We start from the raw sequence: 11,648 nt of genomic DNA, 5'->3' as shown, positions 1-11,648 counted from the left end.
GTCAACTCATGCCTGCGCACCACAACGCGACATCAAAACAGAACACCACCGGCCACAAAACAGATTCGCTGCAAGAACTTTGAGGACACTCCCTAGCTCCGCGGCGTAGCCGGGACGGGTGTTGCCTGCCTCGTTGGTCCAGTGGGTGGCGGCGTGGATGCTGATGCCGAGTAGGTGGCTGAGGACAGCGGCGGGCAGGTCGGCGGCGAGGTCCATGAGGGCGCTGTTGCGGCTGATTCGGGGTGGAATTCCGAGTGCTCTGAGCCGAGCCATGAGCCAACCGGGTGTCAGTGGTTGGCCGGGCAGTCCTCCGGGGAAGAGCCAAGGGTGACCGTCGGTGTGTCCGATGACGGCTTTGCCCTGGCGGTTGTTCACGAGTTCGACGATGAGGTCATCGAGCGGCTCAGGAAGATCTAGTGGGTTGGTGCCGATCAACAGTTGGACGCCGTGGTCGGTTTGAAGGACGTGTTCGGTCGTGAGACGGGCGATCCGCGTCGGTTGCTGGGCGAAGAGAAGCACTAGGAGGCCAGCCGCTCGATCGGTGGTGTGGATCGTTTTGTCGTGAAGGAGGCGGGCAGCGAGAGTCCAGCGGCGATCATCGATCGGGAACACGTCGCCAACTCGATCGGGTCGGCGGGAAGGGATCGTGATGCGGCCGGCGTAGCGGTGAGAGCTGGCCCATTTGACGAATAGCCGGGCTGGGGCTCCGTCTTCGTCGGTCAGCCAGGCATCGATGTCGGTTTGGGTGCAGGTCGCCAGTGTGCGGCCGCGGGCGTGGAGCCAGTTCAGCAGAACGACATCTTTGCTCAATTCGCCGCGAACGGATCCTGTTTGCGTCGGGGTGAGGGGGGCGCGGGTTGACGCTTCGCGCAGCCGCCGAAGGTGATGCCAGGTTGCGAAGCTGCGCAATGCTTTGCGTCCATCAAGGTCAACGACGGTGGCCAATTTGTTTGTGATCCAGCGTTCGAGGTCGGCCAGGTATTCATCTCGGGGCGGCAGTTGACCGGAGTTGACGAGGACGGCTCGCAGTCGCCGTGTCGGCTTCGTGTTCGGCTCGAGCTTGTCGAGCATTTCGTGTGTGACTGGACCGGTCGTGGTCGCCAAGCCCGCCAGCAGCCGTCGAACGTATGAGATCGAGGTCCAACTCAGAATGTTTCGAGGTTGCGAGGCCACCAGTGCCTCGAGGACGGGTTCGAGGTCTGGCCGCATGACACCGTCCGGACCGGCGAGCAGTGACCGGACCACGCCGGGGCATGCGCAGCGTTCGCAAAGGCCGAAGTGGTAGAGCCGTTCGACGATGCCGCAGTGCTTGCATGCCTGGAACGATGAAGGATTCGCGCGGTAACAGGTCGTGCAGAGGGGTTCGTGTTCTGCCGTTCGTCCTCGAATCTGACGGATTCGGTCGCACTGGGCGCATTTTCGCTTCTTGCGATTGCAGTAGTCGCAGATCGGTTCGCCGGACTCGGCGCGGGTGGAGACGATGCCATCTCGGTGGCAGCGCGAGCATTTTTCGGTGTTCAGCAGGCGGCGCGAGCAGTGCTGGCATCGAGGTTTGTCGCTGGTGGACAGGTAACAGTCCTTGTGTTGGCCGCAGATGGAGCAGATCGCTGGGTAACCGCGGCCGCAGGCGGTGCAGACCGGTTTGCCGGCTTCGATCCGGGAGACTCCGCGAATCTGTCCGCAGCGTGAGCATTGTTGCTGGTATGCGCGATCTTTCCGGACGCAGCTGATGCAGAGAGGTTGGCCGTCGATGGTGCGGCGGCCGACTGGGCGGCGGTGTCCGCAGATGGTGCAGGGCTGCGCGCGGTGTTTTGAGTAGCAGGCCGGGCAACACCGCTGGCCGTCGTAGGTGTTGGACAGTGTGACGACTTGCTGGCAGAACGGACACGCGGGTGCAGTGATGTTCTGGATGCCGTGGGTGATCAGCGCATCGATCAGCGTGATGAGTCGTCGCGATCCAGCCGCGCCCGCGCCGGTGAGCAGGTCTGGTCGATCATCGAGGGCCCACGCCAGCTTGAGCCGCTGAAAGGGTTGAGGGACAACGGTCTCAATTAGCTTCTGCAGGTCTTCAGGTAATGCTGTGGGGTCAAGGCGTCGGATGTGGTTGCTGATGATCTCGGTGTGGTCGACATCCTTGTCGGGTCGGCACTGGACGCAGAGCGGGTGTCCGGCTCGATCCTGGAATGCAAGGCGGCGGTTGTTGCCGCAGCGAGTGCAGGTTCCGAAGATTTCGTTTGCCTTGTTGAAGCAAGAGCCGCAGATCCTTCGGCCTTGCTCATCGCGTTGGGCCAGTGGTTTCTGGGTGCCGCAGTGCGGGCAGGCCGGGTTGACCACGTTAACTGCGCCGAGTTCCTGCAGCCGCCGGATCAGGGCCCCGATCGTCTTCGGCCCCTCGGAGCGGGCGCTGGTCAGCAGCGCAGGTTCACCAACGAGTGCGGCTGCCAGGTGCTGTTGGCGGGCTCGTTGAGGCGCGGTTCGCTCGACGGCGTCTCGAACGGCTTCGACGGCGAGGCCGGGTTCGATCTCGATGATCAGCTCGGTGATCACCTCGACCGGGTCGGTCATGAAGCGGGGCGGGTTGGTCACTGCTCGGTGACGATCCTGGCCCGTTTTGGCCGGAACGCGCCGACGCTGGGCTCACCGGTAGAAACGGTGTCGCCCGCCGCCTTTCGGCGTCGCGGTGTGGCGGTGGTGACGGGCTCGATGAGTTCGTCCATCCGGCAGTCCAGGATGTCCATCAATGCGACCAAAACCTTGAGGTTGAGCCGTTCGGGTTTTTCCGCGGCCAGGCGCCAGATCTGAGTTGGGGACAGAGTGATTCCCCGCTCGACCAGACCGGGCCGCAGATCGGTCGTGCTGAACATGCCTCGCGTGGCCATGAGCTCGCGCAGGTTCCATTTGTAGTCGAGTTTGGCGGTCATCGAGATCCTTCCGGCTGTTGCTTCAGTCCGAAGTCCAGGTGCTTGCGCATCATTGTGTTCATGAAATCGCCGCTCACCGCGGTGTAGATCGCGGTCGTGGACGCGAACCGATGCCCAGCCTGCTCCTGGACAAATTTCGGGTCGGCGCCGTCCTCAACACAATGCGTGATGTGGCTGTGCCTGAGGCAATGTGGGGTTAGAGCGGGGTCCATGCCGAGATCGTCCCGGTAGGTGGCGAAGCGTTCTTCGATTTCTCTGGGCCGCAGTCGACCGCCGCGTTCGGTCAACCACAGAGCCGGGTGATCGTCGAAGCCAAACCTCGGGCGGATGTTGGTCATATAGTCCTCGACCGACTCGACCGCCCAGGGCATGACGCTGGCAACCATGCGCCTTTTGTATCCGGATCCCTTGGAACGCTTGCCATATCGGACGTGCAGCTTCCCGAACTTGCCGAGCTCGGGAGCTTTGGGGTTGCGATACCAGTCGAACACGTCGAGTCGGCTCGTCTCAGTGGCGCGCAGCCCCACCCGTAGATCACCTTGAACACCGTCGCGTCCCTGTATGCCGTCAAGGCGCCCTTGCGACGCAACCTCACCGCCCGTTCGACCTGTTCATCGGCGTAATCGAACAGCTTTTGACACTCCTCGCGAGTCATCGGCCGCCGACCCGGACCGCCTTCGTAGTCGACCAGATGCGCCGAGGTGTTCCATTCGTGGCAGATCTGCACCGGGTGTGTGCCGAACCGCTTCTCGCACTGCTGAATCCAGGCATAGTGCGGCGAGGTGATGTAGTCACAGAACAGTCGAATAATGCCGTGAAGGTTGCGGATTGTCGATTTGGCTCGCCCCAGATCGGCGACCAAATACGCCGAGAACTCATCCATGTGCGCCGCCGACCAGTTCCACGGGTACTCATCGGCGAAAATTACGAAGCGCCGCACAACCTTCAGTCGCTCGGCAATCGTCTTTCGCGTCAGCGTGCGACCACCCAGCTGCTGCTTGGCCCAGCCGTCCAGCATGGCCTCCAACACCGCTTCTTCAGGGTGTAGCAGCGCAACGCCGTCGACCAGCTCCAACCCTGCAGAACCCAGCGGTGAACCATCCGAATCGGCCACAAGACCCCTTCCGTCAACCGGAAAGATCTTTCACTAGACGTAAGACGATGTGCAAACGTCGAGGTCACAGCTCTAGAATTAGCGAAGACGGTGCTCCAGCGTTCTCCCATATAGCACCACAACTCCTCCAACTATCCTGCGTCAGATGCAATTCCGCGCGGAGCGATGTAGAGGTCGACGTCGGTGCCGGCGTCGGGATCGCGGAACACCACCAGTTCGATCCGCTGACCCTGATCGGCGCCGGCTGTGGTCGCCGGTACGGTGTCCGCCCCGAGGACCAGGCGCACCAGGCGCAGGTCATCGTTGAGGCGGCGAAACAGGTCGTGGAGAAAGCCGGTGACGGCTTCGGCACCGGTGGTGGTGTCTGCCGTGTAGTGCGAGCCGTGTTCGTAGTCGACGGTGGCCACGCGCACGCCCCACAGCGAGTCGTCGGGCCCGGTTTGCGCCCACACCTGAACTCCGACTGGATCGGTCCGGTTGTCGTAGCGCAGGGTGACCGGCAGCCCGCTGGGTCGGTCGGCCGAGAAGATCCCGCCGTAGGCGACGAGTTCGTCGATGATGCGACGAATGCTGCTATGCCAGAGCAGATTCCAGCCGCTTGTGGTGGTCGGAACCGTTGGCAGCCAGGCAGCGTCGCGCAGGCAGTCAGCCAGCGCGGCGTCGTCGACGGTGAGTAGCACAGGCTCCGCCGGCACGGGCTGCGGTGGTTGCGGCGCCGGCGGCGGTAGACCTATCGCGGGCATCGGGTGTGCGGACGCCGGGTCCGGTGCAGGACTGCCTGGTGCGGCTCCTGCCGCAGGATCGGTGCCGCGGCAGATTTTCGCGTTTGTTGTGGTGTTGGTTCGCGGGGCCGGGGCATCCCAGAGTTGTGCTGCATGGTCGATGAGTGCGGTGAGATGCTCAGGGCGCAGATTCATGCCGGCGGCCAGTGCTGCGACGGTGTCGCCGGTGAAGGTGCCTGCAGCGTGCAGGTGGGCGATGAGTCGCGTGAACTGTGCCAGGCGATCTGTCGACATCAGCAGTGTCCTTCGAAGAGGGGGTTCAGGGCGGCCGGGCTGGTCGCGCGGAATGTCCGCGCGGCAGCCGGCTGCGCGAAAGGGGAGCGGAGAATGCGCGGTTGTCCTGGGATGCGCCCGCGGAATGGGGCGACTACCTAGAATCCGGGCTCGCGGCTGCCGGGATAACACGGCTCGGGCGGTCCCGCGCCGGAGCGGGGTGTCGGTGGCCATGTCGGATCCGCCTGTTCATGCGGCGGACCGGCAGGTCAGCGGTGATCGTGTCGCCAGCAGCCCAACCCGCTGGCGAGTGCGGGTGTAGCCTGTCGAGTTGGCGGCCGTAGCGCGGAGTATCGCGGCGCGCTGCTGGGGGTAATGCGCTTGGAATAAGCCTGCGAGGAAGCGACACTGAAGGATCGCCGATGTTTCCTGCCGATGTACCCGACATTCAGAACGCGCGCATGATCGACCTGTTCGGAGGGCCTGCGGCCAATCTGACACTGGATTGGGATGTCGTGGTGTGCAACCGATGGTGGAGCCAGGTGTTCACCGGACTGCTTCCCGGCAGCAACCTCATCGAGTGGTTGTTCCTGGATCCGGCGGCTCAACGCATGCCGGATTGGACACGCGCCGCGCGGCATTTCTTGCTCTGGTACCTCGACGCGCAAGAACGCGACGGCGGCAGCAAACGCGCGTTGCAGTTGTTGCTCTTATGCGCTGCGGAAAACTCTGCCCTGAAGCCGCTGCTGGTGGACGCAGACTCCGCTGAGGTGACCAAGGTATGGACCCAGCCGGCGCCGGTTGTGGCTACCGATCCGGTAACGGGAGTGGAATCCACCTTCCAATTCCATATGAACTCCCCAGTTGGCTTCGATCCCCGGACACTGCAGAAACTTCCGACCGCCTACTACACGATGTTGGGTCTCTGTGACCAGTAACGTCCGAATCTTCAGGATGTCGCGGAGATCAGATCAGTCTGATAATTACTGCTGCTAACGCTTTCCGGCGATCCACGTCCTGCAGGTTCTCCAAGCCGTCGACGAGGTGGGTGAAGAAGTACGCCGGGTCCGGCGAAGCGGGGTTCAGTCGCATGCCGTGCTCGGCTGCTTTGATCAGCTGATCGACCAGTTCGCTGCCTTGTGCGTAGGCGATGTCGTTGTAGTGGCGGTACTTCACGTCTGCGGCGTCGGTCACTATCGGTTCCTCTGTGTTCGGATCGATGGGTGATTGGCTGCCCGTCAGACTTCGCGTTCGACGTCGACCACCTATCCTCCAGCTCGGTTGTCACCGGTCAGCGCAGCGCGATCGCGGGCGGCATCGCACCGGATGGGGGCTGGGGCTGCGGGACTTGCCTCCAGCGGCCGCCCGGGACGGTCCGCGTCCGCGCCTATCGGCCGTCGTGGGAGTGGTAGCGCCTACCGCAGATCCGCAGGCGAAGTCGTGGATGGGTCATGCGGGTTGGTTGCGCCCGGCGGACACTGTTGACGATGGTGTCGTCTTGTTCGTCGTTGTTGCGAGAGTCGGTGCCGTACAGGGTAAACATGCGGTTCAGCTACAACCGTTGCGCCGACCGCAGCCAGAACGGTGTGCTTCCACCGCCATCAGCCACCGGAAGACGCGGGGCAGACATGAGCAGCGAGAACCTACCGATCGTCATCCCCGTCTGCTGGGAATGAGCATCGGAATGGTCCCAGCACTGCTTGCCACGGTCCGAGGTACCTACGCGCTGGCACGATCCGCGACGCCGGAGGGGGCTCGTCGGCACCGTTACCGTCACCGTGCACTTCATCGACCACCTCGACCTACTTGCCCCCTCCGGGCCGTTCAGCCTCTCCCAAGGCTGCACCAGATCCGAGTAGATCATCGTCGACCAGAGTCGCCCAAGTTGCAATCGCGCTGGTCTCCGATTCCGGGTACCACGACCACGCCTTGCGAAGCTTCGGAAGAGTGAGGTCCGGTGCGAGGCTGGAGCCAGCGAATCCGATGCCTGGACCGTGGTCGGTGGGTCGGGACGCACCGTATCCGCACACCCCGTTGCCGTCCTTGGCTTTGCGTACGGTCAGGACCAGGCCGGCCGAGAGACAGTTCCGCACAAACCCGGCCTCGTTGTGAGCCTCGATCGCGGCGGTCCGGACCAGCCGTTCCACGGTGATCCGTTCGGGTTCGTCCCAGCCGTGCCGTCGGGCGATATCGAGTTCGGCGCGTTTCGGCCACACCCGTTTCGGCGTCGAGTTGTCGGCACGGGGGGCTACCGGGATGATGTCGTCGGGCCGATAGTCCTGCACGACATTCAGGTAGGCGTCGAGGACCGAGTGGGCGATCGGAAGTGAGTCCGCGTCCGGGCCGCTGCTGTGCACCATGACGAACGTGGTGAGCGCCATCATGATCAGCTCGCGTATCTCCTGCCAGTGTTCGCCGTCGGCGTCGATGCCGTGTTCGTACTCGGCGGCTAATAGCTCGGGCCCGAGATCAGCGAACAGCTCTGCGGCACCTGGATAGTCGCGAGACCACAGAGCGACGGTCGCCACCCATGTCTCGACTTGTTCGCGCATCGACATCGACAGGCAGCCGGTCATGTCGGCGCGTTCGATACAACACAACGCTGCCATTGAGCACTCTGGGCACATCAACGGATCGTCTGGTTCACGATGTCGGCAGAGAGTCCCTGTGGCCACGATAAGGAACTTGCCGATGAACTCATCGACACACTCTATGTTCGACGGGTAGCAGTTCCCGCAGCGACAACCCCACTGCCAGATATTCCGATGCGGCGATTCTTCGCCGAGTTCGCCTACGGCAACACGCAACTCAGTTGATTGCATGCTCGAATACTGGCAGGCGCCACCGACATGTCGGCTGCGCCACTGTGAGCCGATGTCAGTACCTTGGAGCATGATGGATTCCGTGAGCGAGCATCCTTGGCCGTCATCGTCGTTGGTGTCCGTCGATATCGAACCTGGTGGTCGAACAAGCCCGTTCGGATACATCGGGGTAGCCGAGGTCATCGGCAACCAGGTCGGGGCAACGTGGATGGTCAAGTTCAGGTCCCCGCACTATCGCTGGCCTGCCACCAGCGTCGATCCTGCACCGCCGTTCGGCATGGTATGGCCGTTCATCGATGCGTTCATCGCCGACCGACTGGTCGCCGCCTTCGGATTCCACTACGACATCAGAAGCCTCGCGACACTGATCGCCAGATCCCTGTGCCCTGGTCACGTCGGATCGTTGCAGGCCCTCGTCCTCGCGCTCAACCTAGTCACCAGAGAAGAGCTCGCTGATCTGCATCGCCGACGGGGACCGAACCGGCCGGTCAACAAATGGCTTCTCCACGACGCCGAAGACGACGCGCTGGCCAACGCTCGACTATTCCTTCACGCAGCCAACGGAAACTTTGACGTGAACAGAATCCTTACCTCGCACAATCTCACGATCCGAATGCTGACGCCAGAATAGATCACAGGCCGAATTTCCACAGGCGAGCCGATTCTTGAGGAAATACACACTCGTCGCAAAGGCTACCGGTGTCGACTCGTGTGAGCGGCTGATTATGGCTGTGTGGAGAACTTTCAAGTCGCAGAATGCGGGATCGGCGATGTCGGCGAAGCGCCGCACCGTGATCTCTTCTTCGCCGCAGTGACCATCTGCGCCGACGTCGTACGGCCCATGGACGGTCGATGCCGTCGGCGTCGATCGCCGCAGTAGTGTTTCCCGGCTCGCCGAGATGGCCCAGCCATCAAGAGGCACCGCGCCGCGGCTGTCGGCTCTTGTTGGGGTGGTAGCGCTAGCGCAATACGGCGACGTCTCCGAGTTGGGTGAGTTCGATCAGCCGCATCCGGTGAGTCGGCCCGCGGTCTGGTCGCTGCGGTCAGCTCCGGACCGCCCTACCCGACGGCAAGGTGTTGCCCCTCGTCGCGACCCGGCTCCTGAGATCCCGGTCCCCAGCAGCCAGCCAGTGTCAGGCAGCCTGCTCGCCGGACAACTCGGTGATGTGTCGTTTCAACGGAATCCGGCGATGTGCCACAGCCGATGCTGGTAGTCCCGAGGCGCCATGAGGTGGCGGGCGGGCAGTGTGTCGGGCCACTTCGTGTCGGGCACGAAGCAGCCTCCGCAGCGACCGCAGTACCAGCTGTTGTGCCAGATTTGGAGCGCTGTCGGTGTGCCGCGTGTGATACGCCGGTTGACCCGGCCACGCATCGCGGTCACCGCGAAACCCACGATCACCGGTGAACCAAAGACAGCTGCGGCGATGACCGCCTGACCACCGACGTCGCCGTTTTGCCGAGCGCCCTCAGCCAGGGCGAGGCCGAGCAGTGGGAGCGCCAGCATGAACACGATCACGCCGACCAACGCGACAGCCAGCGGACCGGCGGTCGACCGCAGCGGCGGCGTCGGCGCGGTTTGCGCCGCCAACGCGGTGGTGTGCACCGCGACTGTCGACGTCGTGCCCGCCACCGGCAGCAAGCCACCAGTGGAGGTGACAGCGATACCGGAGTCGGTGCTGTAGGTTTCGACGGTGCCGGTGCCTTGCTGGTGCACAGCCCGCAGGCTGACAACGGCGTGCTGGGTGTCGCAGGCCGGGCAGGAAATGGCGGGCTGCATTGATACTCCCGGAGGTTGAAGATCCGGGAACCAAGACTACGCGCGCAATGGTGTGGCGCCGAGCCGGTTTTCTCACCGCAGCTCAACACCACGTCCGAGTGGGTCCAGAGGGTCAGACATGAGGGCCTGCGAATGACGGCCGCAGGCACCGCTGCGACGGAGCGTGCGTAAGGCGAACCTCGAAGGCCACCGTGCCGTCAGGGCGCGACCGGTCGATGAAGTGGGGCTTGGCGGCAGGTTGTGCCCGCACTCACCGCGGCGACGGTGCAGCGACGCGGGGGAGTGGGTCGGTAACGGTCCATTCGATCAGCGGCACACCGCTTCTGCGGTAATGGCTCAGCTTCGCAACTTTCCGCGCCTCATAGTCGACCCGGCCCGGTAGGCCCCAGACCTCGACAACGGTGACTGGTTGTGTGTCGGTCAGGACGAAATCCGGGAACACCACCGACTCGTCGGCGTCGTAGCGCAAGGGTTTGACCAGGGATCGTTTCGCGTCGATGAGAGCAGCAGCCATCATCAGCTCGTGGGAGGAATCCGCGGGCAGGTACTGACGTGATGTCAGCAAAACCGCCAGATCGACGACCGTCGCGTGCCCACCGCGCGAGCGTTCGACCACCGCGAGCACGACACGACGATGTTCGCTGCGTTCCACCGCCTTGGAGAACGCGGAGCGATACGACCGCCGTGCACGCTCATCCAGGCGCTGACCGACGTAGACGGGTCGGCGATTGTGCGCGAGCTTGTAGCGGACACTGCCCGGGTTCGCGGCAGCGCCTCGGCTGGTAGCCGTGGTCTCGACGAGTTCCGCCAGGACCATGCCGCGGCGCCCGCCGGTCAGCCCGGCCAAGAATCGATCGAAGGCATCGGCGTTGGTTTCCGCGGTGTCCGGGCGAAATGGCGGGACCACATAGAGAGCCTCGGCCAGCTCGACCCTGTTGACCGTGGTATCGGCGATGCGATCAGCCAGCGCGCCGTGGCAGTCGGCCCAACTACGGCGCCGCAACCCTGGATGCCAGGCGTTGAGACGCGAGGACTCCCACAACCAGCACAACATCCCGTACAAACTGACACTGCGCCGCAGGCGAGCGGGCTCCGACGGTGACGTGACGTCCCGCGGCGGCGCCGCGCGGGAGCTAGTGGTCAGCGGGATGTCCAGACGGATCGACACACCGTGCACGCTCTCGCGAATAGCGCTCTCACCGTAGGTCTCGCGGCCCGACAGCCCCTTGTCGACCTCGTGGAAAGAGCACGTCGGAGCATGCCGTGGACCTTCACCTGGCCACCGGGCCAGGTGAAGGCGTCCGGCACGTGAACACCGGATCACCAACCGCAAGCCCGAAGGGCTACACAAACACACTGCGTGCCCGTCCTCGGCCCGGGCCCGCAGAAAGAACCTGCTGTAGCGTTCGGGGTCCTCACGCAGATCCGCCAAGGCGAACCGTCGACCCGCCAAACGAACGTCCTCTCGACAATCCAACAATCCGCGCTCCGAAATACTGCCCAGTGACTGGCGAACCTTCTACCGTAGCGCGTATCCCCATGCAGCCGGGCGCACCACGGAACGACCTCCCACACGCCCTCATCTCGGCACCAACAACCTGAACCAAGCTGGGACGCCCCGTGGCGCGACGAAAGGGACGTCCTGACTGGCCAGAAGCCGGCGCGCCTTGAGGTCATGGATGCCGATGACCGCGATGGGGTAGTCGGCGAGGTAGCCTTCGCCGATGCTGCGGGCAAAACTGTATCGGTCCAGCACCGGCCCGAACACCGACTCGTCGGTCATCGACACGACGTGGTCACAATAAGCGGTGCCGACCGGCATCGGCGGTGTCCCCGTCAATACAGCTGGCGAGCCGCCGGAAGCCAGTCAGGGTCAGGAACCCGCGCGCTGGCCTTTGTGCGATCCGCTGCGATCGATTCGCTTCGAGGATGAGCAACGACAGTTCGAGGCCGCTGACCCGCTCGGCCTCGGCCAGCTGCGCGATGGAGGCGTACGTGCCGACCACGAGCCGGAAGCCA

Annotated in this window: 11 protein-coding genes and 1 pseudogene; 2 read left to right on the top strand and 10 right to left on the bottom strand. The window is 63.7% G+C overall.

From position 1 onward, the window contains the following. Nucleotides 1-6 precede the first annotated feature (6 nt). The 4 genes and pseudogenes from ACZ6DL_RS35075 to ACZ6DL_RS35060 all read right to left on the bottom strand — a co-directional run bounded on the left by ACZ6DL_RS35075 (nt 7) and on the right by ACZ6DL_RS35060 (nt 5,264). Nucleotides 7-2,586 (bottom strand): hypothetical protein, encoded by a 2,580-nt coding sequence (locus ACZ6DL_RS35075; RefSeq protein WP_466057701.1) that lies wholly within the window; start codon nt 2,584-2,586, stop codon nt 7-9. Continuing rightward, nucleotides 2,583-2,921, bottom strand: a complete 339-nt coding sequence (locus tag ACZ6DL_RS35070; protein ID WP_466057699.1) for a helix-turn-helix domain-containing protein — start codon at nt 2,919-2,921, stop codon at nt 2,583-2,585. Before ACZ6DL_RS35070 ends, ACZ6DL_RS35075 begins: the two co-directional genes overlap by 4 nt. Next, a pseudogene (locus tag ACZ6DL_RS35065) lies at nt 2,918-3,939 on the bottom strand (tyrosine-type recombinase/integrase). The gene ACZ6DL_RS35070 and the pseudogene ACZ6DL_RS35065 overlap by 4 nt, the downstream one beginning before the upstream one ends. Before the next feature lie 227 nt (nt 3,940-4,166). Next, the gene (locus ACZ6DL_RS35060; protein ID WP_466057697.1) at nt 4,167-5,264 is read right to left on the bottom strand and encodes a hypothetical protein; all 1,098 of its coding nucleotides are present in this window, start codon (nt 5,262-5,264) and stop codon (nt 4,167-4,169) included. Between the two features lie 188 nt (nt 5,265-5,452). On the opposite strand from ACZ6DL_RS35060, the gene ACZ6DL_RS35055 reads away from it, so the two are divergent. Continuing rightward, complete coding sequence (locus tag ACZ6DL_RS35055; protein WP_466057695.1) at nt 5,453-5,968, top strand: MmyB family transcriptional regulator; 516 nt, start codon at nt 5,453-5,455, stop codon at nt 5,966-5,968. Nucleotides 5,969-5,996: 28 nt separating this feature from the next. Here the strand turns inward: ACZ6DL_RS35055 and ACZ6DL_RS35050 are convergent, their stop codons facing one another. Further along, entirely contained in the window at nt 5,997-6,224 is a 228-nt protein-coding gene (locus tag ACZ6DL_RS35050) for a hypothetical protein (RefSeq protein ID WP_466057693.1), read from the bottom strand. Nucleotides 6,225-6,832: 608 nt separating this feature from the next. After that, the gene (locus ACZ6DL_RS35045) at nt 6,833-7,852 is read right to left on the bottom strand and encodes a hypothetical protein (RefSeq protein WP_466057691.1); all 1,020 of its coding nucleotides are present in this window, start codon (nt 7,850-7,852) and stop codon (nt 6,833-6,835) included. An 82-nt stretch (nt 7,853-7,934) separates the two neighbouring features. Between ACZ6DL_RS35045 and ACZ6DL_RS35040 the strand changes: the two genes are divergently transcribed. Beyond that, nucleotides 7,935-8,483, top strand: a complete 549-nt coding sequence (locus ACZ6DL_RS35040) for a hypothetical protein (RefSeq protein ID WP_466057690.1) — start codon at nt 7,935-7,937, stop codon at nt 8,481-8,483. 543 nt (nt 8,484-9,026) lie between these two features. Here the strand turns inward: ACZ6DL_RS35040 and ACZ6DL_RS35035 are convergent. The 4 genes from ACZ6DL_RS35035 to ACZ6DL_RS35020 form a co-directional block, all read right to left on the bottom strand. Next, on the bottom strand, nt 9,027-9,629 hold the full coding sequence (locus ACZ6DL_RS35035; RefSeq protein ID WP_466057689.1) for a hypothetical protein: 603 nt from the start codon (nt 9,627-9,629) through the stop codon (nt 9,027-9,029). 250 nt (nt 9,630-9,879) lie between these two features. Next, the gene (locus tag ACZ6DL_RS35030) at nt 9,880-11,061 is read right to left on the bottom strand and encodes a DUF1173 family protein (RefSeq protein ID WP_466057705.1); all 1,182 of its coding nucleotides are present in this window, start codon (nt 11,059-11,061) and stop codon (nt 9,880-9,882) included. 147 nt (nt 11,062-11,208) lie between these two features. Continuing rightward, entirely contained in the window at nt 11,209-11,418 is a 210-nt protein-coding gene (locus ACZ6DL_RS35025) for a hypothetical protein (protein WP_466057687.1), read from the bottom strand. 7 nt (nt 11,419-11,425) lie between these two features. Continuing rightward, a complete protein-coding gene (locus ACZ6DL_RS35020) occupies nt 11,426-11,635 on the bottom strand; it encodes a hypothetical protein (RefSeq protein ID WP_466057685.1) in 210 nt (69 codons plus the stop codon). Nucleotides 11,636-11,648: the final 13 nt, after the last annotated feature.

This window comes from Nocardia sp. NPDC041819, from assembly GCF_055590505.1.
Note: the sequence above shows the minus strand (reverse complement) of the source record. Positions and strands in the feature narration are given on the sequence as shown.